The organism is Marinobacterium aestuariivivens (genome assembly GCF_042661465.1).
GTDB classification, from domain to species: domain Bacteria; phylum Pseudomonadota; class Gammaproteobacteria; order Pseudomonadales; family Balneatricaceae; genus Marinobacterium_A; species Marinobacterium_A aestuariivivens.
Genome location: NZ_JBHSWE010000001.1, coordinates 2,731,872 through 2,756,015, shown reverse-complemented (window position 1 = coordinate 2,756,015; position 24,144 = coordinate 2,731,872). Strand labels below are relative to the sequence as shown.

Here is a 24,144-nt window from a genome sequence, read left to right as displayed (position 1 = left end):
GCCGATATCGAGGAATCCAGCACCTCGGCCAGCGCCTTGAAGCCGACCCAGCAGCCGCTGAAGCGGGACATGGCCCAGCCGTAGAGGCCGTAGTCGAACATCTCCTGGATACCGCTCGGATGCAGCACCGGCATCATCGCATCGATGAAGGCGTAGTCGCTCTGGTGCGGCAGGGTCGAGGACTTGCAGGCATGGTCGTCGCCGGCGATCGCCAGTACGCCGCCGTGGGTCGAGCTACCGGCGGCATTGGCATGCTTGAGCACATCACCGGTACGGTCGACGCCCGGTCCCTTGCCGTACCAGAGGGCGAAGACACCGTCGTATTTGGCGCCCTCGAACAGGTTCACCTGCTGCGAACCCCAGACCGCGGTCGCGCCGAGGTCCTCGTTGATACCGGGCTGGAAATGGATATGGTGTTCGGCGAGATATTTCTTCGCCTGCCACAGCGTCTTGTCGAAGCCGCCGAGCGGCGAACCGCGGTAACCGGAGATGAAGCCGGCGGTGCTCAGGCCCTCGGCCTTGTCGCGCTGGGCCTGCAGCATTGGCAGACGCGCCAGCGCCTGGCTGCCGGTCAGATAGACGCGGCCGGCGTCGAGTTCCCACTTGTCGTTGAGACTGATGTCCTGACTCATACGGATATCCTTGCCTGCAGACACGCGCGCACTGTCCGCGCAAAAAGCGTTACAGGCTGAAACTGATGAAAAAACTGGAAAAGCGCAGTGACGGTTTTAGAGCCGTGCGATAGCGCCGATGGAGATTCGGTACGAGTCGGGAGTGCGGGCGGGGCCGCCGGTGGAGAGGTGGGCGCAGCGACGCGCCTTGAGCAGATGCTGCCAGATGACCATGTTGAAATCCTCGACCTTCCCAGCCGGATCGCGGCACGGGAGAAACGCCTTGTTGTTATTGTCCGGCACGACGTAGCGCGGGCCGGATGATTCGATTTCCAACATCGCTCCCTTGTGGGGAGAGAGTCCGGACATACTAGTAATGCTTTACGTAAGCGTCAATAAGGATTTCGAATAGGCCGATTCAGGGTTTAAAGCACGGGTCATTTCCGTGAATAGATTTAATACGGAAAAGAGCGCAAGTACTAAAAACCCCATAACATACAGGTCATTAAGTCACATCCCTTTGCCAACAGCGGCACCCAACCCCAAGCTCGGCGTGAAATTTACTCATGCTAATTCATTCTCCCGTCACGAAGCCAAGCTGCCGCCAGGCCTCGTAGACCACCACGGCGCAGCAGTTCGACAGATTCAGGCTGCGGCTGTCCTGCCTCATCGGCAACCGCAGGCGCCGCCCGGCCGGCAGCGCATCCAGCACCTCGGCCGGCAACCCACGGGTCTCGGGGCCGAACAGCAGCACATCGCCGGGCGCGAACCGGGCTTCGCTGTAGCAGCGGCTGCCCCGGGTCGTCAGGGCCCAGACATGGGCGGGCTGCAGCGCCGCTATACAGTCCTCGAGGTCATGCCAGCGCCGTACCGCGGCGAATTCGTGATAGTCGAGTCCGGCGCGGCGCAGCTTCTTGTCGTCGAAATCGAACCCCAGCGGCTCGATCAGATGCAGCCGGAAGCCGGTATTGGCGCACAGGCGGATGATGTTGCCGGTATTGGGCGGAATTTCCGGCTGGTAGAGCACGACGTTGAGCATGGATTTGAGGTTCGGCGTTTTTTCAAAGAGGCTAAGTGTGCCTGAAACGCCACGAAACCGGCAAACAATCGGTGCGGTACGCTGGCATTCGCTCCTGCAATGCCAGGCTTCCCGCGGGGCGGCCTCCCGCCATCCATGGCGGTCGCTTCGCTTACCGGCACTCCATGGGCTCTCCGGCCTGGCGAATGCAACGAACCGCACCGCATAGCGGAAGGCAGGAGCTGGATACAGCCTGCCACGAAATCGTGAGGCGCTCCGATGTAAGGGCGATATCACGTGCCGCATCTCGGTCGGCTCTGTAAAAGTTGCAGGCTATTGGCTTGCCCATACAGGTATGGCCGGGCAATCCGGTACCCGGCCAGCACTTCAATACCTGCGCATGACGTTTCGGGCCGTTTCGACCACACGCTCGACCGTAAAGCCGAAATGGTGGAACAACGCCTCGGCCGGCGCCGATTCGCCGAAAGTCTCCATGCCGATCACGGCACCGTCGAGACCCACCCAGCGATACCAGCCGTCCGGTTGTGCCATCTCGATCGCAACCCGTGCCCGCACCGTCGGCGGCAACAGGGTATCGCGATAGGTCGCGTCCTGTTTGGCGAAACGTTCGACGCAGGGCAACGACAGCACCCGCACCGCCACACCCGAAGCACTTAGCCGATCAGCCGCCTTCATGGCCAACGCCACCTCCGAGCCTGTGGCCAGCAAAACCAGCTCGGGCGTACCGGCACAATCCCGTAGAATGTAGCCGCCGCGGCTAATGTCATTAATCTGCGCCTCGCTACGTTCCAGGGCCGGGAGGTTCTGTCGCGACAGCGCCAGGGCACTTGGGCCGTCGCTGCGTTCGAGCGCGGCACACCAGGCGGCCGCGGTTTCGGTTTCGTCACAGGGGCGCCAGGTCTCCATGTTCGGCGTCTGACGCAGGCTGGCGAGCTGCTCGATCGGTTGATGGGTCGGGCCGTCCTCGCCGAGACCGATGGAATCGTGGGTATAGACGAAGATATTGCGGATCCCCATCAGCGCGGCCATACGCACGGCATTGCGGGCGTATTCCATGAACATCAGGAAGGTGCCGCCGTACGGGATGAAACCGCCATGCAGCGCCAGGCCGTTCATGATGGCGCTCATGCCGAATTCGCGCACACCATAATGGATATAGTTGCCGTCTGCGGCCTCGGCCGAAACGGCTTTCGAGCCGGACCACTGCGTCAGGTTGGACGGCGCCAGGTCCGCCGAGCCACCGAGCAGCTCCGGCAAGGCCGGCCCCAGGGCTTCCAGCACCTGCTGCGAACTCTTGCGGCTCGCCAGGGTGCGGCCCTGCTGCTGGCAGCGCTGCAACAGCTCCAGACTCAATGCCTTCCAGTTCGGCGGCAGTTCGCCGGCCTGGCGACGTTCGAACTCGGCAGCCAGCGCCGGATGCGCGGCGCGATAGGTCTCGAAGCGCTGCCGCCAGTCCCGCTCGCGGGCCGCACCGGCATCCCGGGTATCCCAGGCCCCCGGATATCGTCGGGTACCTCGAAGGGCGCATGGGGCCAGCCGAGCGCGTCACGGGTCGCGGCGATCTCGTCGTCGCCCAAAGGGGCACCGTGGCAGTCGTGGGTACCGGCCTTGTTTGGCGAACCGAAGCCGATGGTGGTCTTGCAGCAGATCAGGCTCGGCCGCTGCGTCTCGGCCTTCGCATCGCGGATAGCCCGATCGATGGCGGCGGCATCATGGCCGTCGACCGCCTCGATCACCTGCCAGCCGTAGGCGCGAAAGCGCGCCGGGGTGTCGTCGCTGAACCAGCCCTCGACCTCGCCGTCGATGGAGATGCCGTTGTCGTCGTAGACAACGATCAGCTTGCCCAGGCCCAGAGTGCCGGCCAGCGAGCAGACCTCGTGGGAGATCCCCTCCATCAGGCAGCCGTCGCCGACGAAGGCGTAGGTGTGATGGTCGACGATGGCATGGCCCGGCCGGTTGAACTGCGCCGCCAGGGTCCGTTCGGCCAGCGCCAGGCCGACGGCGTTGGCCAGCCCCTGCCCCAGCGGGCCGGTGGTGGTCTCGACGCCGGGGGCATAGCCGTATTCGGGATGCCCGGGGGTCTTCGAGAGCAGCTGGCGGAAGCGCCTGAGCGCGTCGAGCGGCAGGTCGTAGCCGCTCAGGTGCAGCAGGCTGTAGAGCAGCATCGAGCCGTGGCCATTGGACAGCACGAAGCGATCGCGGTCGGGCCAGTCCGGGTTGGCCGGGTTGTGGCGCAGGTGGTCGCGCCAGAGCACTTCGGCGATATCGGCCATGCCCATCGGTGCGCCGGGGTGACCGGAGTTGGCCTGTTGCACGGCATCCATGCTCAGGGCGCGGACGGCGTTGGCCAGGGTACGGCGGCTCAGTTCGCTGTGAGCTGCGGGGGCGTTCATGCGGCACCTCCTGCCAGGCGCTCGCGCAGCAGCGCCTCGAGCTTGAGCTGATCCGCCTCGAAGCCGCGGATACCCTCGGCCAGCTTCTCGGTCGCCATCGCGTCCTCGTTCAGCTGCCAGCGGAACTCAACTTCGGTGATCGGTGCCGGCCGTCCGGCGCGCTCGCCGCTGTCGGACAGCACCCGCGTGACCGGGCCGTCACTACCGGCCAGTTCCTCGAGCAGCGCCGGGCTGATGGTCAGGCGGTCGCAGCCGGCCAACGCCAGGACCTCGCCGCTGTTGCGAAAGCTCGCGCCCATCACCACTGTGGGGTACTGGTGGCGACGGAAGTAATGGTAGATCTCCCGCACTTGCAGCACCCCCGGCTCCTCGTCGGGCGCGTAGTCGGTTGCGGGATCGGCCTTGCGGTACCAGTCGAGGATGCGGCCGACGAACGGCGAGATCAGGTAGGCGCCGGCCTCGGCGCAGGCGCGGGCCTGAATAAAGCTGAAGATCAGTGTCAGGTTGCACTCGATGCCCTCGCGTTCGAGCACCTCGGCGGCGCGGATGCCCTCCCAGGTGGCGGCGAGCTTGATCAGGATGCGGTCGCGGCCGATGCCGGCCTCTTCGTATAGTTCGACCAGCCGGCGCGCCTTGGCAATGCTGGCCTCCTTGTCGAACGACAGGCGCGCACTCACCTCTGTCGAAACCCGCCCCGGCACATGATCGAGGATCAGGCAGCCCATCGCCACCACCAGGCGGTCGCAGGCCTCGTCGATAGCGTCCTCCAGTGTACCGTTATGGTCCCGCGCGACAGCGACGATCTCGTCGAGCAGGGCATCGTACTGGCCCGACTGCACCGCCTTGAGAATCAACGACGGATTGGTGGTGGCATCCTCGGGCTTGAATCGCTGTATGGCCTCGAGGTCACCGGTATCGGCGACTACGGTGCTGTATTGTCTCAGTTGCTCTAATAATGTAGACATAATCTCTCCTGGAAAGTCGGTGTTGAGAGGAACATTCCGGCTCGTTTAGCAATTTCAGGTTGTCCATGCGGATTACCAGGCCCCCCAAGACCGAGCAGTTGCTCAGCAGGCATCGAAGCCGTTCTTCAGGCTGCAAGAGCCCTGGGCGTGTCAGCTGACGCTTCCCGACAGAAGTGAATGCAAGGCTTCCTGGCTGGCGCGTTACAGCTGGACGCTCACATGAGACCCATGAACTCAGAGAAAGGGGTGGCCGTACTCCCGCTCGCTTCGAAAAGCCTCGAGATAACAGCTGACTCAGCGGCATCGCGAATTTTTAATATAAGCGGCACCTGTGCAGACCATTGAGGAAGGTTTTCGCTTTCATCTACCTCCTAAGTCAGTAACAGGTCGGCGGTGACACTTTTTTCAAGGACTAGGCGTGCGTTCCGAAGGTCGTTGCCACGTGCCTTTTCCGCAGCCATCTCCGGAGAGAGTCCATAATTCAGCCAACGCAGGATAAGCCGCTCTTCAAGAGTCTCGACGGGCGGTGCCAGGAAAACAGTAGCGTCGAATAGACCAGCAAGAGCCTTCCATGGTGAATCCTCGAGAAGCAGGTAGTTACCCTCGACCACGACGATGGGGGTCCCTGCCTTCAAAAGGCCCGCGTCAACCAGACATCGGTCACTCGTTCGATCGAACAGTGGGTAGTGAATATCGGCACCACCATTCCTGATACGACGAACCAGTCGAACCAGCCCTTTCGCGTCGAAAGTCTCTGGCGCACCCTTCCGTGTCAGTAGTCCTTGTTTGTCCAGATCCTGATTGTCGAGATGAAAGCCGTCCATCGGAATAAGGGCCGCCTGGGACTGACTTCCGACTTTCGAATTCAGCTGTTCGACTACAGCTTCGGCGAGTGTTGACTTCCCCGAACCGGGCGGGCCCGCAATGGCGATCAGGATTCGCTGCCCGGGCCGCGCCACAGTATCTATCAGCGCCATGACGGCTTCGATATCAGCATGCACCATCGCTTAGACTGCCTGTGCCAATTGAGGCGGTTCCTTCGCGCCGGTCATGAAGGCCACTGCGTCGTTCATGGTGTAGTCTTCTGGCCGGATCACGCAAAGTCGCTTGCCGAGCCGATGAATGTGTATGCGATCGGCCACCTCGAAGACATGCGGCATGTTGTGGCTGATGAGCACAATCGGGATGCCACGAGATTTCACTTCGAGAATGAGTTCCAACACTCGGCGGCTTTCCTTGACGCCGAGGGCGGCCGTCGGCTCGTCCAGGATGATTACCTTGGAACCGAAAGCGGCAGCCCGGGCCACGGCCACCCCTGGCGCTGGCCGCCAGAAAGCGTCTCGACTGCCTGCCGGATGTTCTGGATCGTCATGAGGCCCAGCTCACTGAGCTTCTCGCGGGCGAATTTCTCCATCGCCGGGCGATCCAGCTGCCGAAACAACCTGCCCCTAATGCCGGGTTTCAACAGCTCGCGCCCCATGAACATGTTGTCTGCTATCGATAGCGCCGGCGACATCGCGAGTTGCTGATAGACCGTTTCGATTCCATGCTCTCGTGCATCAAGCGGTGAAGAAAAGTTAACCCTTTTGCCTTCCAGGTAAATCTCACCCTCCTCAGGGATCACCGCGCCGGAGATCGCCTTGATCAGGGAGGACTTGCCTGCGCCGTTGTCGCCGATTACTGCCAGAACCTCACCCGGGTAGAGTTCGAAATCGCAATGATCCAGGGCGGTTACGCGGCCGTAGCGCTTTACAAGGTTCTTCGCTTCTAGAATGGGAGTTGGAGTTTGCATTAGACTGACACCTTTCTGATCCACTGATCCACGGCAACCGCGCCGATGATAAGTACGCCAATGAGGAGATAGGTCCACTGCGCATCGGCTCCGAGAAGCCGCAATCCGAGTGTGAAGACCCCGACGATGAGCGCGCCAAACAGGGTACCGAGAATTGAGCCGCGACCACCGAAGAGCGAGATCCCCCCGATTACCACGGCGGTGATGGATTCGATGTTGGCGAGCTGGCCCGCTGTCGGCGAGACGGATCCGATTCGGCCGATCATCGCCCAACCCGCGAAGGCGCAGATGAGACCGGAAAGCATGTAGACCGAAAGGAGCACCCGGTCCGTCTTGACACCCGAGAGCTCAGCGGCCTCCTTGTCATCACCCACGGCATAAACGTGACGACCCCAGGCGGTGTGGCGCAGCGCATAGGAGAGCACCAGTACGAGCGCTATCATAAAAACAACACCCGCGGTAAAGACTGCACCGCCTATGCTGAATTTCGTACCGAAGAAGTGCAGGAGCGGAGCATGGGTTTCGATATCCTGCGCCCGTATGGATTCATTGGCGGAGTACAGGAAGTTCGTGGCAAGAACGATCTGCCACATGCCAAGAGTAACGATAAAGGGCGGCAACTTGACCCTCGACACCAGCAGGCCATTGATATAACCGCATAAGGTGCCGCAGAGAAGGCCACACAGGATGCTGATGGGGACGGGGATACCATAGCGGAAGGTGAACTGGCCCATCACGACTGAGGACAGCACCATGATCGCGCCCACCGAGAGATCGATGCCTGCAGTCAAAATGACAAGGCTCTGGGCCGCGGCGACGATACCCACGATCTGAACCTGCTGCAGGATCAACGTAAGCGCAAAGGGCGAAAGGAACTTGGAACCAAGCAATGCGCTGAAGATGACTATCGAGAGAACGAGCACGATCAAAGGCACGATCGAGGGGTTCATATGTAGCGCGTGCTGCAGCCTGTGGGCGAAACTGGAACGGCGATGCTCGAAAACGGCAACGGACTGGCTGGCATTGGCAAGAACGGATTCGTAATCTTGCCCTTTCAAATCAGTTTTGGACATGGGGGTCCTCTCTGAAGTTTTTACTTATTTGGTTTTGAGCGACAGGAGTGACTATCGGCGCGGCTTATTTAAAGCCGTGCCGGCAGCCCCGTCCTTCAAGAGCAGATGATCAACCCCAGCAGCGTTCGGCACCCTCTGCAACCGAGATCGACTGGACGTTTTCGACAGCTTCATCCGTGACTAGAGAAGCACCAGTATCGAAGAAGCTCTTGCCCGGGGTCGGCTCGGGCTTAACGCCATCCTGGGCCCATTTCTTGATCGCCTCGATGCCGCGCGAAGCCATGAGCAGCGGATATTGCTGTGCGGTAGCACCGAGTGAGCCATCCCTGATATTCGCCACGCCGGAACAGCTACCGTCAACCGACACGATCAACACATCGTCCTCGCGTCCGATGGCTTTCAGCGCCTGATAAGCCCCTGCCGCAGCCGGCTCGTTGATGGTGTAGACCACATTGATCATTGGATCATTGGCGAGAAGGTTTTCCATCCCCTTACGCCCACCTTCTTCGTTCCCCTCGGAGATGTCTTGGCCAACGATGCGCGGATCGGTCTCGTCACCCCACTTTTTCGGGTCGACGAGCTCGATGCCGAAGCCCTGAAGAAAACCCTGGTTTCGCAGCACCCCCACGGAAGGCTGGCTGACATTGATATTCAGAAGGCCGATGCGTGCGTCTTTCGCGCCATCACCGAGTTTGCCAGCAGCCCAGGCGCCGATCAGCTCACCTGCGCGGAAGTTGTCCGTGGCAAAGGTAGCGTCGGCTGCCTCAGGTGGATCGAGAGGTGTGTCTAGGGCGATGACGAGAACGCCTGCGTCACGGGCTTGCTGGACGGCAGATACTATCGAGGAAGTATCCGAGGCGGTGAGTAGAATACCCTTGGCGCCGTCGGCAATGCAGGTTTCAATGGCTTGAACCTGAGTCTCATGGTCGCCGTCGATCTTTCCTGCGAATGCCTTAAGCTCAATACCAAGTTCTTCGGCCTTGGCAGCGGCACCCTCCCGCATCTTGACGAAGAAAGGATTGGTATCGGTCTTGGTGATCAGGCAAGCACTTGTTTTATGCTCGTCTGCCATTGCGGTACCCGTGAGCGCAGCGCCCATCAATGCGGTAGCGGTGACCAGTGCGGCAACACCGGCGTTGACTGTGGTCATTATTATTCTCCTTGTGGAATACAGGTCTTTTCACCAGCCATATAATTAATTCATTTTGAAGTAATTAAATGGACAATCAGAAGAAGTCATCAGGGACGCGACTTTACCCCAGGCGGCATAACAGACAGTTCGCACGTCAGGTCGAGCAGCCATACCGCGATTTCGTCTTCAACTTCACGCCATTCGCATCATAGACATGAGTCGATAGACCGTCAATAAGTACTTTCAAATGAATTAAGTATTGGTCGGATCCAGTCACTCTGCTACCATCTTCCATGTCATTACGCTGGAAACGATGCCAAACGAAGCTTTAAAAAGCTGGATGAGTACTAGGCCGCAGCCCTTTCCAAGCCCTGCAACACAGCAGAGGGGCACATCAGGGCCAGGTCCAAGCAGGCCTCTGAAAATTGTTCGCAGGCCCTCTTATCTGCAACGGTGAAAGCGGTGACAATTGGTGTCGGTTCCCGACAGTTGCAGCGTTCAGAGTGAAGAAGATGGCTAGTAATGAAAAAGGCTCCCTGCGTGCTCATCCGCTGAAGGGATCCAACCTGACGACAGTAAGAGGGATCAACGAACGCTTGATCCTGCATCTGGTCCGCACCCATGGCAAGCTCACTAAGGCGGAGGCGACAAGGATAACGGGACTGTCGCCAAACGCAGTATCAGTCATCTTCCGGGCACTGGAAGCAGAGGGACTCCTTCTCAGGTGTAATCCGATTCGCGGGCGTATCGGACAGCCCTCTGTCCCCATGAAGCTGAACCCGGATGCCCGGTATTATTTGGGGCTCAAGATCGGCCGACATACCTTCGACCTTATCGTTGTCAACTTCGTGGGCGAAGTGCTCGCTCGGCAAACTGAACTACATTCGTATCCAACGCCAGCCGACACGTTGCGTTTCGTAAAAGAGACGTTGCCATCTCTTCTGAAATCGGCCGGAACCTCTCAGAACGATATCGCCGGCCTGAATGTGGCCATGCCGTTCGAGCTGTGGAGCTGGACTGCCGAAATTGGAGCACCGAAGAGCGAAATGGATAGATGGCGGAATTTCGACCTGGAGGCTGAGCTAAAACACCTCGTTCCCTGGCCGATCACCGTCGAAAACGACGGCACCGCCGCGTGCAGAGCCGAGCTCGTTTTCGCCCCCCTATTGATGCACAGGACCTGGTCTATTTTTTCGTGGGCACCTTCATAGGTGGCGGTGTCGTCTTGAACGGCAGCGTCTTTCCCGGACGACGCGGAAGCTCGGGAGGCTTCGGCCCGCTGCGCGTGCCAGACGAACCCGGCGGTGACCGCCTGGTCGACCACGCCTCTCTCGTCGTCCTCGAACGCATGATAGCCGATAGTGGCGGCGATCCATTGCTGCAAATCTACTCCGAAGACAGCGACTGGGGCGCAATTGAACCGCTTGTACAGACCTGGATGAGCCGGGCGGGGCGAAGCCTGGCCCATGCCATAATCTCCACCCTGGCGGTCATCGACTTCGAGGCCGTGATAATCGATGGAGCCTTTCCACCCAACATCCGGGATCGCCTTGTTGGCGAGGTAGAAAGACAGCTCGATCGACTGGACATGCAGGGGATCGTTCGACCCGAGATCAAGCCGGGCCATTTCGGCAGCATCGCCCGGGCGCTCGGTGCTGCGGCTCACCAAATATCGACGGAATATATGATCGACCAGAACACTCTTCTACGCCAGAACGGTTCAGCCCCCAGAGCCATCCTTTAGAGGCACACCCTGCTATAACGGCGCCAGGGTGCCGAGATGATCGAGAAAGAGTGCGAACAGCTCGGACTGGGTCGAGGTGTTGAAGCGGCCGTGCATGTTGCGCCGGTGGACCTTGACGGTGCCGGTGCTGATACTGAGCTCCGCCGCGATCGCCTCGGTCGAGAAGCCGCGCAGCACCAGACCCGCGATCTGCCGCTCGCGGGCGGTCAGGACGCCGCTGCCGAAGGTGTCCAGCGCCTGGGTCAGGGCGCCGCCGGCACGCCGCTCCGGCAGATAGCTGGCGGACTGCACCAGCCAGAACTGGTTGACCAGCGCCTCGATGATCGGGAAGAGCCCCTGCAGCGCCTGGCGTTCGGCCCGGGTCACCGAGCCCAGTTCCGGGCCGCGACCGATCGAGACGGTGAAGGCGACACCGGGCTCGGGATAGATGAAGAGGATCACCTCGTCGGCAAGATTGAACTCGCGGTAGCAGCTGCGGTAGTACTCGCTCTGCTCGAAGGAGTCCGGCGCGATCTCGGCCAGGCGCTGGACGCCGGGGCGGATCTCGCGGCGCACGGCGTTGAACAGCGGGTCCAGCATATAGGCTTCGCTGAGATAGCGCTGCATCGCCGGGCTCTGGTCATCGTCGCTCTCGGAATAGAGCACGACCGGCCGCTCGCCTTCGCGGTAGACCGCCAGCAGCATGGTATCGTTGTGCACCAACCGCCCGAGCACCCCGGCCAGCAGGCGGGGAAAGCCGGGCTGGCGAATATGGTCGATCAGGGTCGCAATCTCCCGTTGCCAGTTGCCCGCCCCGCTGTCGTCCCGGCACATGGTTTGCTCCTCAGAGTCCGGCCGCTGCCGGCACCTCGACTGCAGGCCCGCGCAGGAAGTCGATCATCGCCCGCAGCGTGCGCTCGGCATCGGTGGCGACGCCGGGCTGGCGCAGGCCTGCGATCGCCGCTTCGGCCCGCTCCAGGGTGATCGGCTGCCCCTTTCGCACCTCGAGCAGTGCCGCCGTGTAGTCGACGCTGAACTCCGGATGGGCCTGGAATGTCAGGATACGGTCGTCGTACTGCAACCCGGCGTAGGGGCAGAAGTCGGACGAGGCGAATACCCGCGCCCCGGCCGGCTTGTCCAGGATCTGATCCTGGTGCAGCGCATTCAGCGTCAGGCTCCCGCCACGCCCGCCGAGGCCGTTGCAATCCCCCACCAGCTGGTAGCGATGCAGGCCGACGCCCCAGCCCCGGTGCGACTTTTCGACCCGGCCACCCAGGGCTTCGGCGACGATCTGGTGGCCGAAGCAGATACCGACCAGCGGCCGACCCGCCTGCCAGAGCTCGAGAATGAAATCCTTGAGCCGGCGCATCCAGGGCAGGCCCTCGTAGACGCCGTGGCGGGAGCCGGTGATCAGCCAGCCGTCGCAGTCGGCGGCCGAGGTCGGGAAACGGTCATCGACCACGCGGTAGCACTCGAACTGCAGCTGCGGATCGATGGCACCGAGCTGGCGCACGAAGAGGTCGGCGTAACTGCCGTAGTCGGCCGCCAGCTCCTGCGGGCTGGTGCCGGTTTCGAGAATACCTATTTTCATTTCATGCTTACTCCAAATGCAGTTTGGGCAGATCGTAGGTTGGGTGGAGCGCCGAAGGCGCGAAATCCAACGATGGCCGCAACCCAACATTGGTGCAGGCTCCTGTTAAGGTGCTGGGTTTCGCTTCGCTACACCCAACCTACGAAGCTAAGTTTTTTACAACATAGACAAACTGACGAATATCACATCGCCGGGGTGCGGCGGCCTGGCGGCGCATCTGCCAGGCCGCGGCCAGTACGCCCAGCGCCACCACGGCGATCATCAGGGTCGCCAGCGCATTGATCTCCGGCGTGACGCCGAGGCGGACCTTGGAGAAGATCACCATCGGCAGGGTGCTGTTGCCCGGCCCCGAGACGAAACTGGCGATCACCAGGTCGTCGAGGGACAGCGTGAACGACAGCAGCCAGCCGGAGATCAGTGCCGGTGCGATCAGCGGCAGCGTGACCAGGAAAAACAGCGACGACGGATGGGCGCCGAGGTCCATCGCCGCCTCTTCCAGCGACTCGTCGAGACTGGCCAGGCGCGACTGCACCACCACGGCGACATAGGCCATGCAAAAGGTCGTGTGGGCAATGATCACTGTAGTGGTGCCGCGACCGGCCGGCCAGCCGAACATCCCCTCCAGTGCCACGAACAGCAGCAGCAGCGACAGGCCGGTAATGACTTCTGGCATCACCAGCGGCGCGGTGATCATGCCCGACAGCGCCAGCCGGCCGCGGAAGCGACCGAAACGCGACAGGCAGAAGCCGGCCAGGGTACCGAGAATCACCGCCAGGGTGGCGCTGGTCACCGCGACCTTGAGACTGACCAGGGCGGCATCGATGATCTGGTCGTTTTCCAGCAGCGCACCGTACCACTTCAGCGAGAAACCACCCCAGACGGTGACCAGCTTCGATGCGTTGAAGCTGTAGACGATCAGCGAAACGATCGGCGCATAGAGGAACAGGAAGCCCAGCCAGGCCGACACCTTCATGTAACCGGGATTGCGCAGCATCATGCAGCCTCCTTGCGGCCCTGGGCGTTGCGGAACAGCATGATCGGCACCACCAGGAACAGCAGCATCAGGATCGCCACCGCCGAGGCCATCGGCCAGTCGCGGTTGAGGAAGAACTCGTCCCATAGCACCCGGCCGATCATCAGCGTATCGGAACCGCCGAGCAGCGCCGGAATCACGAACTCGCCGACCGCCGGAATGAAGACCAGCAGGCAGCCTGCGACGATGCCCGGCAGCGACAGCGGCACCGTCACCAGCCAGAAACGCTGCAGCGGCCGGCAGCCGAGATCCTCGGCCGCTTCCAGCAGGCTGTCGTCGAGCTTTTCCAGGGCGCTGTAGAGCGGCAGGATCATGAACGGCAGATAGGTGTAGATAATGCCGATATAGACCGCGAAATCGGTCTGCAGCATCGTCAGCGGCTGATCGATCAGTCCCAGCGACATCAGCAGGTCATTGATCACGCCGTTCTTCTTGAGGAAGCCCATCCAGGCGTAGACCCGCAGCAGGAAGGAGGTCCAGAACGGCAGGATCACCAGCGACAGCAGCACCAGGCGCCGGCCCGGGCTGGCGCGCGCAATCACGTAGGCCATCGGGTAGGCGATCACCAGTGCGATCAGTGTCGAGATGCCGGCCACCTTGATCGAGTTCAGGTAGGCGTCGAGATAGAGCGAGTCCTCGAACAGGAACTGGTAGTTGCCGAAGTTGACCTGCAGGTTCGCCATGGCGCCGTCCCAATCCAGCAGTGCGCTGTAGGGCGGCACCGCGATGGCGGTTTCGGCCAGCGAGATCTTGAACACCACCAGGAAGGGGATCAGGAAAAACAGCCCCAGCCAGAGGGTCGGCACCGACGCCACCAGCGCCTGCCCGCCGCGCAGGCGCCCCTGCAGCCAGACCAGCGACAGGCGCAGGCGGCCCGGCGTCAGCGGTACGGATTCCGAAAGGGTATTCATGATGTCAGCACCACGCAGCTGTCGGCGCCCCAGGACAGATAGACCCGGTCCCGGTAACGCAGTCGCTCGTCGAAACGACGGGCCATGTTCGGCTTCGTCACCCTGACCTGCCTGCCGCCCGGCAGCAGCACCCGGAACACCGACAGGCTGCCCATGTAGGCCACCTCGTCGACGGTGCCGCTGACACAGTTGTCGGCGGAATCGGGCTGCTCGCGGGAGATGCGGATCTTCTCCGGGCGCACGGCGGTCCAGACCTTCTGCCCCGGAGCACAGCTGATGCCGTGGTTGACGTAGAAGCTGGCACCGGCCTCCGGCGAATGGATGCGCACGTAGTCGGGTTCGTCCTCGGTCACCAGCCCCTCGAACAGGTTCACCGAGCCGACGAACTGGGCCACGAAACGGTTCTGCGGATACTCGTAGAGATCGTGGGGCTCGCCGATCTGAACGATCCGGCCCTGGTTCATCACCCCGATGCGGGTCGACAGCGTCATCGCCTCCTCCTGGTCGTGGGTCACGACCATGAAGGTGACGCCGAGGTTTTCCTGGATATTGATCAGCTCGAACTGGGTCTCCTCGCGCAGTTTCTTGTCCAGCGCGCCCAGGGGCTCGTCGAGCAGCAGCAGCTTGGGCCTTTTGATCAGCGCCCGCGCCGGCCCGCTGGCGCTGGCCACCGGAAAGCTGATGGGGCTTGCGCCGTCCCAGGTGGCCCAGCTGCACCAGTTCCAGCATCTCGGCGACCCGCTGCTTCACTTCGGCCCGGGGCACGCCATCGCGTCTCAGGCCGAAGGCGACGTTGTCCGCCACCGAAAGGTGCGGGAAGAGCGCATAGGACTGGAACATCATGTTGACCGGCCGCTTCCAGGCCGGAATCGCACAGATATCGACGCCGTCGATCAGAATGCGGCCGCTGCTCGGGGTTTCGAAGCCGGCCAGCATGCGCAGCAGCGTGCTTTTGCCGGAGCCGGAGCCACCGAGCAGGCAGAACAGCTCCGACTGATAGATGTCGAGGGAGATATTGTCGACGGCGACGAAATCGCCGAACGACTTGCTGACATTCTCGATCCGCACGAAAGGCTCGGCATCGGGCCGGGTCCAGGGCGCCTGCAGCTCGGCCGGGGCACGGGCGGGCTCCGGACTCTGAATATTCTCGGACAATTGCATGGGACTATCCTCAGTGATGGCCGCCCCGTCGGGGCGGCACCGTCGGGGCTCAGCGGCCGGTCTTGACGCGGATCCAGCTGCGGGTCAGCAGACGGTCGAACCTGGCGGTGTGGGCATTCTGCGAGAACAGCTTGGCCCTCACGTCGGCCGACGGATAGATCCCGGGGTTGCTGCGGACCGCTTCGTCGAGCAGCGGTTCGGCTTCGGTATTCGCCACGGCGAAGTAGACGAAATTGGAAATACCGGCGGCCACTTCGGGCTGCAGCACATAGTTCATGAACTTGTGGGCGGCTTCCGGGTGCGGAGCGTCGGCCGGGATCGCCATCAGGTCGAACCAGGCCAGGCTGCCTTCGCGCGGGATGCTGTAGCCGACCCGCACGCCCTGGCCGGCGCTGGCGGCGCGATCCTGGGACTGCAGCACGTCACCGTTATAGCCCAGGGCAACGCAGACCTCGCCGTTGGCCAGATCGCTGATGTACTGCGACGAGTGGAAGTACTTGATATGGGGCTGCACGCCGGACAACAGTGCCTCGGCCTGTTCCAGATCCGCTTTATCCTCGCTGTTCGGATCGAGTCCGAGATAGTTCAGCGCCACGGCCACCACTTCCGCCGGGGAGTCGAGCACGGCAATACCGCAGTCGGCCACCCGGGCCGCCAGCTCCGGCTTGAAAATCAGGTCCCAGGAATCGACCGGCACCTGGCCCAGGCGCTGCTCGACCAGGTCGAGGTTGTAACCGATACCGATGGTACCCCAGGTATAGGGCACGCCATGGGCGTTATCGGGATCGTGGCGCGCGACGGTCTGCAGCAGCTGCGTATCGAGATTGCCATAGTTGCTCAGGCGGTCGCGATCGACCCGGGCGTAGATACCGGCCTTGATCTGGCGCTCCATGAAGGCGCCGGTCGGAACCACCAGGTCGTAACCGCTGCGTCCGGACATCAGCTTGGCCTCGAGCACCTCGTTGGAGTCGTAGACATCGTAATTGACGCGAATGCCGGTCTCCTTTTCGAAGCGACCGACCGCCTCGGGCGAGATGTAGTCCGACCAGTTGTAGATATTGAGAACCCGATCTTCGGCGGTCGCGCCGAACGAAAGACTGCAGCCAAGTGCCACGCCCAGTGCCAGTGTTCTGATATTCATCTTCTGTGTATCTCCTCTAATTTTTTTATCGGAGTCTGGACCCGCTTGCGGATCCGACGCGAAACCGTCGCCGATCGACAGTGCGTTTCACGCCCCGCTCAACACCTTAATGCCGACCCGACGATGACCTGAATACCCCGCCGGGGGTATGACATCAGGATCACATCAATCGGTGACATCTCCACAATTGCGACAGCAATGTGATCACATTATTATGCCGACTGCAACCCTCCACTGCCTGCTGCCAGGGGTATCAAGTTCCGGGGATGCCATTACTATGCCTGCTTGAACACTGACCGATGCCGCATGAAATGAAGCAGAAAACACCGTTGAAACTGAGCCTCGATGGGCTGGACCCGGCGCTGACCGTGAACCAGAAGGTCTACCAGAGCCTGCGCAAGGCGCTGATGACCGGCGAAATCCCGCCGGGGCGCGCCCTGACCATCCGCGAGCTGGCCGGTCTCCTCGATGTCAGCCCGATGCCGGTGCGCGAGGCGCTGCGTCAGCTGGCGGCGGAAAACGCCCTGGAGATCCTCGGCAACCGTCGCGTTCAGGTGCCGAAGATGAGCGCGATGAAGTTCCAGGAGCTGTACGAGGCCCGGATCGCGCTGGAGTCCCATGCCGCCGAGCGCGCCCTGCCCTATATCGACAACGAACGCCTGGCCGAGCTGGAGGCGATCGACGCCCGCGTCGATGCGGCCTACGAGGCCGGCGACCACGAGCAGGTCAGCATCCGAAACCAGCAGTTTCACCGCCGCCTCTATGAAGCCAACCCCCATCAGGTCACCCTGCCGCTGATCGAGAGCCTCTGGCTGCAACTGGGTCCCTTCATGCGCCTGGCCACCCGCCAGCTCGAAGATCACTACCAGGTCGACCGCCACAACGAGGCCCTCGACGCCATCCGCAGGAAGGACGCCTTTGCATTGCGCCGCGCCATCGCCGCCGACATCCGCGACGGCAACGCCTTCGTCGTCAGTTCCGGCCTGCTCGAGGAGGCGACGGAGTCGAAAGCCGCCGTGGGAGCGGCGCCCCGCCGCGATTAGCTCTCGAGCCAGATCTTCGCGGCGAGACGCCGCTCCCACAGTCGGAAACCGGAATCCCGCAGGAGCTCGCTCCCGATGCCGCCATATCCATTCGCCCGCGGAGCGGGCTCCCACAACGGGATCCTCACCCACAAGTTGCTTGCTGCCTCCATTTCGTGATCACAAATATATATTGACTTTAATTATTTTGTGATCACAAAATGATGCAAATTCAAAGAGCAGCCCGACAGCCCGATGACCGTTCGCGCTGCCGGCCGACACCAGAGGAGCGCATCATGGTTGCAAATGTCGTTACCCGGACCGAAAACCTCACCGCAGCGGTGCAGCAGATCGACGCCAGCCACCACTGGCATCCGTTCACCGATACCGCGGCACTGAACCGCAAGGGGGCCCGCGTCATTGTCCGGGGCGAAGGCGTCTATGTCTGGGATTCGGAGGGCAACCGCATTCTGGACGGCATGGCCGGCCTCTGGTGCGTGAACCTGGGTTACGGCCGCCGGGAGCTGATCGATGCCGCCAAGCACCAGCTCGACGAACTGCCCTACTACAACCATTTCTTCCAGACCACGACCACCCCGGCCGCGGTGCTGGCCCAGGAGATCGCCAGCGTCACGCCGGGCGACCTGAACCATGTATTCTTCGCCAACTCCGGATCCGAAGCCGTCGACACCCTGATCCGGATGATTCGCCAGTACTGGAGCCTTGAAGGCAAGTCGGAGAAAACCGTGCTGATCGGACGCAGGAATGCCTACCACGGCAGCACCATCGGCGGCACCAGCATCGGCGGCATGGGTGCCATGCACAAGCAGGGCGGCCCCTTCCTGCCGGACATCGAGCATATCGACCAGCCCTACTGGTATGGCGAAGCCGACGGACTGGACGAGGAAGCCTTCGGCCTCAAGACCGCCATGGCGCTGGAGGAGAAGATTCTGGAAGTGGGCCCGGAGAGAGTCGCCGCCTTTATCGGCGAACCCATCCAGGGCGCCGGCGGCGTCATCGTGCCGCCGGCGAGCTACTGGCCGGAGATCCAGCGCATCTGCCGCAAGTACGATATCCTGCTGGCCGCCGACGAGGTGATCTGCGGCTTCGGTCGTACCGGCAGCTGGTTCGGCTCCCAGACCTTCGGTATCGAACCGGATCTGATGTCGATGGCCAAGGGCCTGTCGTCGGGTTATATGCCGATTTCGGCCGTTGCCGTGGGCGATCGCGTCGCCAACTGCTTTATCGCAAAAGGCGGCGAGTTCTTCCACGGTTTCACCTACTCCGGCCATCCGGTCGCGGCGGCAGTGGCGATCGCCAATATCCGCCTGATGAAGCAGGACGGGGTTGTGGATTATGTCGCCGACGATATAGGCCCCTACTTCCAGCAACGACTGCGCGCAGCCCTGGCCGACCACCCGCTGGCCGGTCATATCGAGGGCACCGGCCTGGTCGCCGGCATTGCACTGGTGAAGGATCGCGAGACCCGACAGTTCTTCGACAACGAGGGCACCGTGGGCACCCTCTGCCGCGACCACTGCTTCGAAAATGGTCTGATCATGCGCGCCGTCGGCGACCGCATGGTGCTGTCGCCGCCACTGGTGATCAGCCGCGACGAAGTGGACGAGCTTTGCGCCAAGGTGCGCAAATGCTTCGACCTGACACTGGCGAGTGTTCGGGAAAAGGGCTTATAAAAAGCCAACTTGAAATGTAGGGTGGGTTACGACGCGCCCGAATTCAGCAGGAGTCTGAGAGCAGGCGTGAGGCGCGTCTAACCCACCCTACATGTTCGGCACCGCCGTGCCGGACCTATTCGCCGCGGGGCGCGGCTCCTACTCATCCTCGTCCTGGTCGTTGTCGCCGTCCATGCCGAGCTCCTTGATCTTGCGGGTCAGGGTGTTGCGGCCCCAGCCCAGCAATTGGGCGGCGTCGCGGCGGCGCCCGGCGGTGTGCTTAAGCGCGGTCTCGATCATGATGCGCTCGAAGGCCGGCACCGCCTCCTCCAGGATTCCCTGACGGCCGCAGCCGAGCTGCTGATCGGTCCAGAGGCGCAGCGCCTGCTCCCAGTTGCTGCTGACCGTGGCGCCCTGCTCCTGCTGCTCCAGCAGTTCCGGCGGCAGATCCTCGATCAGCACCTCCCGTCCCGACGCCATCACCGTCAGCCAGCGACAGGTGTTCTCGAGCTGGCGCACGTTGCCCTGCCAGGGCAGGTGACAGATGAATTTCTCGGTGTCCGGCTTCAGCATCTTGGGTTCGACGTTGAGCTCCTTGGCCGAGGTGGCGAGGAAATGCTGCGCCAGACGCGGGATATCCTCGCGCCGGTCCGACAGCTTCGGTATGTGGATGCGGATGACGTTGAGGCGATGGAAAAGGTCCTCGCGGAAACGTCCGTCGGCCACCAGCTTCTCGAGGTTCTGATGGGTCGCGGCAATGATCCGCACATCGACCTTGACCGGTGTATGACCACCGACGCGGTAGAATTCGCCATCGGCCAGCACACGCAACAGCCGTGTCTGGGTATCGGCCGGCATGTCGCCGATCTCGTCAAGAAAAAGGGTACCGCCGTCAGCCTGCTCGAACCGGCCTCTTCTCGCTGCGGCGGCCCCGGTAAAGGCACCCTTTTCATGCCCGAAGAGCTCCGATTCGATCAGATCCTTCGGTATCGCCGCCATGTTCAGCGGGATAAAGGGCCGGCTGGCCCTTGGGCTGTGCTTGTGCAGCGCATGGGCCACCAGCTCTTTGCCGGTACCCGACTCGCCATTGATCAGCACGGTGATATTGGACTGGGAGAGCCGGCCGATGGCACGGAACACCTCCTGCATCGCCGGCGCTTCGCCGATGATCTCGGTGGCCCGCCCCATTACCTGCTCGGTGACGCCCTGCTGCTGCTCGCGGGCATGGGCCACGGCACGCTGCACCAGCGCCACCGCTTCGTCGACATCGAACGGCTTGGGCAGGTATTCGAAGGCACCGCCCTGGTAGGAAGCCACCGCGCTCTCGAGGTCCGAGTGCGCCGTCATGATGATGATTGGCAGTTCCGGATGACTCTCCTGCACCTGGTCCAGCATCTGCAGCCCGTCGGTGCCGGGCATGCGAATATCGCTGATGACCGCATCGGGGCAGTCGCGGCTGAGGCGACGCAGCAGATCGTCGGCACTGTCGAACGACTGGGTATCGAGCCCCGCCTGGCCCAGCGCCTTTTCCAGCACCCAGCGGATCGACCGGTCGTCGTCCACGATCCAGACGTTACCTGAGATTCTCATCGTGATGCTCCAGCGGAATAAAGAGTTTGAATTGGGTCTCACCCGGTTCGGTGGCGCACTCGATCAGGCCGTGATGCTGATTGATGATCGACTGCGCGATCGAGAGCCCAAGGCCGGTGCCGTCGGCATGGCCGGTGACCATCGGGTAGAAGATGTTATTGAGAATATCGTCGGGAATACCGGGGCCGTTGTCGGTGATGTAGACACAGCACACCAGCCGATGACGCTCGGTGCCGAGGGTGATCTGGCGCAGAGCACGGGTGCGCAGCGAAAGGGTCGGATCCGGCGTTGCGGAGCGCTCCAGCGCCTGCATGCCATTGCGCACGATGTTGAGCACCGCCTGGATCAGCTGCTCGGCATCGCCGGTAAACTCCGGGATGCTGGGGTCGTAATCGCGCTGAATGGAGAGCCAGCCGCCGCTTTCGGCGCTGACCAGACTGCAGACCCGCTCGAGAATGGCATGGATATTCACATCGGACATCTGCGGCAGCCTGCGCGGCCCCAGCAGACGGTCCACCAGATTGCGCAACCGGTCCGCCTCGTCGATGATCACCCGGGTGTATTCGTGCAGATCGGCATCATTCAGCTCCCGCTCCAGCAACTGCGCGGCGCCGCGGATCCCCCCAGCGGGTTTTTGATCTCGTGTGCCAGGCCCCGCACCAGATTGCGGGCGGAGGCATGGCGCGTCAGCAACTCTTCCTCGCGCTCGATGCGCATCAGGCGGTCACGCGCCTCCACTTCCACCAGCAGACTGCGGTCGCCGTGGGCATGCAGGATCGAGTTGACGCTGTAATCGACCGTCAGTTCACGTCCGCCCATGGTCACCATCCGGGCTTCGCGCTTGGTGTAGGGGTGACCGGAGAGCTGCGATTCGCGCAGCACCGCCAGCTCGTCCGGACTGGCCGCCAGCCACTCGTCGGCCGACATCCCCTGAAGCCGGCGCATACTGGCCTCGAACAGCATCTCCGCGGCCGGATTCATGTACTCGATGCACAAAGCCCCATCGAGCATGACCACCGCCGTGGTGAGGTTGTCGAGTATCTGTTTGTACTGTGACGATCTGAACATAGGGGATCCGATAGCTATGCGGCTGGTCACCGGGCAACAGGCCCGGACCGCAATTAAGATACTGCAAGAACGGCGCCAACTCTCTGTTTCCGCAGCAATTCCTGACTCTGTGCGCCATACCGGGGCTCGCGTCAAATGGCCGCCAGGGGACGCTCTAAAAGGATAGACAGCGTCGCACTATTTTGGTGCACAAGATTGCACCAATAAATGCACATGTATCGTAAAGAGGCGTGACCGCCATGGATGGTGGAAATCCTGACAATGCAGGAGCACCTGTCAGGGGAGGCGTGACAGGTGACGCGTTACGCGTCACCCCAAAACAAACCCTGCTCCAGCACATCCCTGTGCTCGCAGGATAAGTACATCCATGTACAAAAAAACCTCCCCGAAGGGAGGTTCGATTCCGCAGGAATGGGGCCGCAGAGCGGCCCGCGATGCCTTATACGGAGTAATAGAGGTCGAACTCGACCGGGTGAGTGGTCATGTTCACACGGGCTACGTCTTCGCGCTTCAGGCGGATGTAGGCATCCAGCATGTCGTCGGAGAAGACACCACCCTTGGTCAGGAACTCGCGATCCTGCTCCAGCGCGTTCAGCGCTTCGGTCAGGCTCTCGGCCACGGTCGGGATCTCTTTCGCTTCTTCCGGCGGCAGGTCGTACAGATCCTTGTCGGCCGGGTCGCCCGGGTGGATTTTGTTCTGGATACCGTCGATACCGGCCATCAGCAGCGCTGCGAAGCACAGGTACGGGTTGGCAGCCGGATCCGGGAAGCGGGCTTCGACGCGGCGCGCCTTCGGGCTGGTGGTGTACGGAATACGCAGCGAAGCGGAACGGTTGCGGGCGGAGTATGCCAGCATGACCGGTGCTTCGAAGCCCGGCACCAGACGCTTGTAGGAGTTAGTGGCCGGGTTGCACAGCGCATTCAGCGCCTTGGCGTGCTTGACGATACCGCCAATGTAGTACAGCGCTTCGTCGCTCAGACCGCCGTAACCGTCACCGGCGAAGATGTTGACGCCGTCCTTGGACATGGACAGGTGAACGTGCATACCGGAACCGTTGTCGCCAACCAGCGGCTTCGGCATGAAGGTCGCAGTCTTGCCGTAGCTGTGGGCAACGTTGTGTACGCAGTATTTCAGGATCTGAACTTCGTCGGCCTTCTTCACCAGGGTGTTGCCGCGTACGCCGATTTCACACTGACCGGCGGTGGCCACTTCGTGGTGGTGAACTTCGATGGTCAGGCCCATGGCTTCCATGGCGTCGCACATCGCAGCACGCAGGTCGTGCAGGGAGTCGATCGGCGGAACCGGGAAGTAGCCGCCCTTGACGCGCGGACGGTGACCGATATTGCGGCCTTCGAACTGCTTGTTGGAGGACCAGGCGGCCTCTTCGGAACCGATGCTGTAGCCGCAGCCACCGATTTCAGCGTGCCATTCAACGGAATCGAATACGAAGAATTCCGGCTCCGGGCCCAGCATGGCGCTGTCGGCGATGCCGGTGGACCTCAGGTACTCTTCGGCGCGAGTGGCGACCGAGCGCGGGTCGCGGTCATAGCCCTGGCCGGTGGACGGCTCGACGATGTTGCAGCGCACGATGACGGTGGCGTCTTCGGCGAACGGGTCCAGCACGGAGGCGCTGTCGTCCGGCATCAGGATCATGTCGGATTCGTTGATACCCTTCCAGCCGGCGATGGAGGAACCATCGAACATCTTGCCTTCTTCGAAAAATTCGTCGCCCATGTCGGAAACCGGAATGGTGACGTGCTGCTCTTTACCTTTGAAATCGGTAAAGCGCATATCGATCCAGCGCGCTTCGCTTTCTTTGATCAGGTTCAGAGTTTTCTCTGACATTTGCCTTTCTCCACTCTGTTGAAACTGCCAGACCTGTGGTTCTGCAGTACTGTAAATTCGGCCGAAACCTCTTGGCTGTACGTACAGCAATCTCCGTGCCAGCACTGAAAAAGGCCTAGATGCCTGTTTTCAGGCCATTACAGGGCCATAAATCGCCACCATACCGCACCATTAGCGAGCACGACCTCAGAGAATGCACCAAGATTGTGCATGGATGAGATTGATGCCTGCCCGTACATCAGCCGCCACATCATACTTTAACGGCTTCAAAGCTGTCTGCCACAAAAAAGAGCCTGAATGCCTTTTTTGTGGCAGGCAGGCCCTTGTGCGACCTGATCAATCACTGATCGCTTGTTCGGGCCTGCTCCCGTATAATGCCG

At 61.8% G+C, this 24,144-nt stretch carries 20 protein-coding genes and 3 pseudogenes; 4 read left to right on the top strand and 19 right to left on the bottom strand.

The features are described 5' to 3' along the window. Positions 1-728: 728 nt before the first annotated feature. From ACFQDL_RS14285 to ACFQDL_RS14250, 9 genes and pseudogenes are all read right to left on the bottom strand, one after another. A complete protein-coding gene (locus ACFQDL_RS14285; RefSeq protein ID WP_379909611.1) occupies positions 729-950 on the bottom strand; it encodes a hypothetical protein in 222 nt (73 codons plus the stop codon). 235 nt (positions 951-1,185) lie between these two features. Further along, complete coding sequence (gene trmL, locus ACFQDL_RS14280) at positions 1,186-1,650, bottom strand: tRNA (uridine(34)/cytosine(34)/5-carboxymethylaminomethyluridine(34)-2'-O)-methyltransferase TrmL (RefSeq protein WP_379909610.1); 465 nt, start codon at positions 1,648-1,650, stop codon at positions 1,186-1,188. Between the two features lie 366 nt (positions 1,651-2,016). Further along, a pseudogene (gene tkt, locus ACFQDL_RS14275) lies at positions 2,017-4,043 on the bottom strand (transketolase). Next, the gene (gene tal, locus ACFQDL_RS14270) at positions 4,040-5,008 is read right to left on the bottom strand and encodes a transaldolase (RefSeq protein WP_379909609.1); all 969 of its coding nucleotides are present in this window, start codon (positions 5,006-5,008) and stop codon (positions 4,040-4,042) included. Before tal ends, tkt begins: the two are co-directional and overlap by 4 nt. Before the next feature lie 371 nt (positions 5,009-5,379). Continuing rightward, the gene (locus tag ACFQDL_RS14265; RefSeq protein ID WP_379909608.1) at positions 5,380-6,012 is read right to left on the bottom strand and encodes a nucleoside/nucleotide kinase family protein; all 633 of its coding nucleotides are present in this window, start codon (positions 6,010-6,012) and stop codon (positions 5,380-5,382) included. A gap of 3 nt (positions 6,013-6,015) precedes the next feature. Next, positions 6,016-6,315 carry a P-loop NTPase family protein gene (locus tag ACFQDL_RS32965; RefSeq protein WP_465263962.1) on the bottom strand — a complete coding sequence of 100 codons (300 nt, stop codon included), beginning with the start codon at positions 6,313-6,315 and terminating at the stop codon, positions 6,016-6,018. After that, complete coding sequence (locus ACFQDL_RS14260) at positions 6,282-6,800, bottom strand: ATP-binding cassette domain-containing protein (protein ID WP_465263961.1); 519 nt, start codon at positions 6,798-6,800, stop codon at positions 6,282-6,284. Before ACFQDL_RS14260 ends, ACFQDL_RS32965 begins: the two co-directional genes overlap by 34 nt. Further along, positions 6,800-7,873, bottom strand: coding sequence for an ABC transporter permease (locus ACFQDL_RS14255; protein WP_379909607.1), 1,074 nt, complete (start codon positions 7,871-7,873; stop codon positions 6,800-6,802). The genes ACFQDL_RS14260 and ACFQDL_RS14255 overlap by 1 nt, the downstream gene beginning before the upstream one ends. Before the next feature lie 109 nt (positions 7,874-7,982). Beyond that, positions 7,983-9,023 carry a sugar ABC transporter substrate-binding protein gene (locus ACFQDL_RS14250; protein WP_379909606.1) on the bottom strand — a complete coding sequence of 347 codons (1,041 nt, stop codon included), beginning with the start codon at positions 9,021-9,023 and terminating at the stop codon, positions 7,983-7,985. A gap of 494 nt (positions 9,024-9,517) precedes the next feature. Here ACFQDL_RS14250 and ACFQDL_RS14245 point away from each other — a divergent pair, with 494 nt between their 5' ends. After that, on the top strand, positions 9,518-10,216 hold the full coding sequence (locus ACFQDL_RS14245; protein ID WP_379909605.1) for an ROK family transcriptional regulator: 699 nt from the start codon (positions 9,518-9,520) through the stop codon (positions 10,214-10,216). 14 nt (positions 10,217-10,230) lie between these two features. Further along, the gene (locus ACFQDL_RS14240) at positions 10,231-10,749 is read left to right on the top strand and encodes a hypothetical protein (protein ID WP_379909604.1); all 519 of its coding nucleotides are present in this window, start codon (positions 10,231-10,233) and stop codon (positions 10,747-10,749) included. Between the two features lie 12 nt (positions 10,750-10,761). On the opposite strand, the gene ACFQDL_RS14235 is transcribed toward ACFQDL_RS14240, so the two are convergent. The 7 genes and pseudogenes from ACFQDL_RS14235 to ACFQDL_RS14205 form a co-directional block, all read right to left on the bottom strand. Next, entirely contained in the window at positions 10,762-11,562 is an 801-nt protein-coding gene (locus ACFQDL_RS14235) for a helix-turn-helix transcriptional regulator (protein ID WP_379909603.1), read from the bottom strand. Between the two features lie 10 nt (positions 11,563-11,572). Beyond that, positions 11,573-12,319, bottom strand: a complete 747-nt coding sequence (locus ACFQDL_RS14230) for a glutamine amidotransferase-related protein (RefSeq protein ID WP_379909602.1) — start codon at positions 12,317-12,319, stop codon at positions 11,573-11,575. 139 nt (positions 12,320-12,458) lie between these two features. After that, on the bottom strand, positions 12,459-13,316 hold the full coding sequence (locus tag ACFQDL_RS14225; RefSeq protein ID WP_379909600.1) for an ABC transporter permease subunit: 858 nt from the start codon (positions 13,314-13,316) through the stop codon (positions 12,459-12,461). Further along, positions 13,313-14,263, bottom strand: coding sequence for an ABC transporter permease subunit (locus tag ACFQDL_RS14220; RefSeq protein ID WP_379913084.1), 951 nt, complete (start codon positions 14,261-14,263; stop codon positions 13,313-13,315). Before ACFQDL_RS14220 ends, ACFQDL_RS14225 begins: the two co-directional genes overlap by 4 nt. Next, positions 14,260-14,934, bottom strand: a complete 675-nt coding sequence (locus ACFQDL_RS32960; protein ID WP_379913082.1) for an ABC transporter ATP-binding protein — start codon at positions 14,932-14,934, stop codon at positions 14,260-14,262. Before ACFQDL_RS32960 ends, ACFQDL_RS14220 begins: the two co-directional genes overlap by 4 nt. Positions 14,935-14,974: 40 nt before the next feature. Further along, positions 14,975-15,424, bottom strand: a pseudogene (locus ACFQDL_RS32955) (ABC transporter ATP-binding protein); the annotation flags it as partial. 49 nt (positions 15,425-15,473) lie between these two features. Continuing rightward, a complete protein-coding gene (locus ACFQDL_RS14205) occupies positions 15,474-16,565 on the bottom strand; it encodes a polyamine ABC transporter substrate-binding protein (protein WP_379909599.1) in 1,092 nt (363 codons plus the stop codon). A gap of 311 nt (positions 16,566-16,876) precedes the next feature. Between ACFQDL_RS14205 and ACFQDL_RS14200 the strand changes: the two genes are divergently transcribed. After that, on the top strand, positions 16,877-17,608 hold the full coding sequence (locus ACFQDL_RS14200) for a GntR family transcriptional regulator (protein ID WP_379909597.1): 732 nt from the start codon (positions 16,877-16,879) through the stop codon (positions 17,606-17,608). A gap of 275 nt (positions 17,609-17,883) precedes the next feature. Further along, positions 17,884-19,281: an aspartate aminotransferase family protein gene (locus ACFQDL_RS14195; protein WP_379909596.1), complete on the top strand. Its 1,398-nt coding sequence runs from the start codon at positions 17,884-17,886 to the stop codon at positions 19,279-19,281. A gap of 138 nt (positions 19,282-19,419) precedes the next feature. Here the strand turns inward: ACFQDL_RS14195 and glnG are convergent, their stop codons facing one another. From glnG to glnA, 3 genes and pseudogenes are all read right to left on the bottom strand, one after another. Then, complete coding sequence (gene glnG, locus ACFQDL_RS14190) at positions 19,420-20,850, bottom strand: nitrogen regulation protein NR(I) (RefSeq protein WP_379909595.1); 1,431 nt, start codon at positions 20,848-20,850, stop codon at positions 19,420-19,422. Next, a pseudogene (gene glnL / locus ACFQDL_RS14185) lies at positions 20,834-21,918 on the bottom strand (nitrogen regulation protein NR(II)). Before glnL ends, glnG begins: the two are co-directional and overlap by 17 nt. A 439-nt stretch (positions 21,919-22,357) precedes the next feature. Beyond that, a complete protein-coding gene (glnA, locus tag ACFQDL_RS14180) occupies positions 22,358-23,764 on the bottom strand; it encodes a glutamate--ammonia ligase (RefSeq protein ID WP_379909594.1) in 1,407 nt (468 codons plus the stop codon). Positions 23,765-24,144: the final 380 nt, after the last annotated feature.

Excerpts from the sequence above, each read along its gene's own strand:
- tal (WP_379909609.1), bottom strand. The coding sequence starts at position 5,008 with ATGTCTACATTATTAGAGCAACTGAGACAATACAGCACCGTAGTCGCC.
- ACFQDL_RS14285 (WP_379909611.1), bottom strand. The coding sequence starts at position 950 with ATGTTGGAAATCGAATCATCCGGCCCGCGCTACGTCGTGCCGGACAAT.
- ACFQDL_RS14230 (WP_379909602.1), bottom strand. The coding sequence starts at position 12,319 with ATGAAAATAGGTATTCTCGAAACCGGCACCAGCCCGCAGGAGCTGGCG.
- glnA (WP_379909594.1), bottom strand. The coding sequence starts at position 23,764 with ATGTCAGAGAAAACTCTGAACCTGATCAAAGAAAGCGAAGCGCGCTGG.
- glnG (WP_379909595.1), bottom strand. The coding sequence starts at position 20,850 with ATGAGAATCTCAGGTAACGTCTGGATCGTGGACGACGACCGGTCGATC.
- ACFQDL_RS14235 (WP_379909603.1), bottom strand. The coding sequence starts at position 11,562 with ATGTGCCGGGACGACAGCGGGGCGGGCAACTGGCAACGGGAGATTGCG.
- trmL (WP_379909610.1), bottom strand. The coding sequence starts at position 1,650 with ATGCTCAACGTCGTGCTCTACCAGCCGGAAATTCCGCCCAATACCGGC.
- ACFQDL_RS14200 (WP_379909597.1), top strand. The coding sequence starts at position 16,877 with ATGAAGCAGAAAACACCGTTGAAACTGAGCCTCGATGGGCTGGACCCG.
- ACFQDL_RS14245 (WP_379909605.1), top strand. The coding sequence starts at position 9,518 with ATGGCTAGTAATGAAAAAGGCTCCCTGCGTGCTCATCCGCTGAAGGGA.
- ACFQDL_RS14225 (WP_379909600.1), bottom strand. The coding sequence starts at position 13,316 with ATGATGCTGCGCAATCCCGGTTACATGAAGGTGTCGGCCTGGCTGGGC.
- ACFQDL_RS14205 (WP_379909599.1), bottom strand. The coding sequence starts at position 16,565 with ATGAATATCAGAACACTGGCACTGGGCGTGGCACTTGGCTGCAGTCTT.
- ACFQDL_RS14260 (WP_465263961.1), bottom strand. The coding sequence starts at position 6,800 with ATGCAAACTCCAACTCCCATTCTAGAAGCGAAGAACCTTGTAAAGCGC.
- ACFQDL_RS14195 (WP_379909596.1), top strand. The coding sequence starts at position 17,884 with ATGGTTGCAAATGTCGTTACCCGGACCGAAAACCTCACCGCAGCGGTG.
- ACFQDL_RS14250 (WP_379909606.1), bottom strand. The coding sequence starts at position 9,023 with ATGACCACAGTCAACGCCGGTGTTGCCGCACTGGTCACCGCTACCGCA.
- ACFQDL_RS14265 (WP_379909608.1), bottom strand. The coding sequence starts at position 6,012 with ATGGTGCATGCTGATATCGAAGCCGTCATGGCGCTGATAGATACTGTG.
- ACFQDL_RS14255 (WP_379909607.1), bottom strand. The coding sequence starts at position 7,873 with ATGTCCAAAACTGATTTGAAAGGGCAAGATTACGAATCCGTTCTTGCC.
- ACFQDL_RS14220 (WP_379913084.1), bottom strand. The coding sequence starts at position 14,263 with ATGAATACCCTTTCGGAATCCGTACCGCTGACGCCGGGCCGCCTGCGC.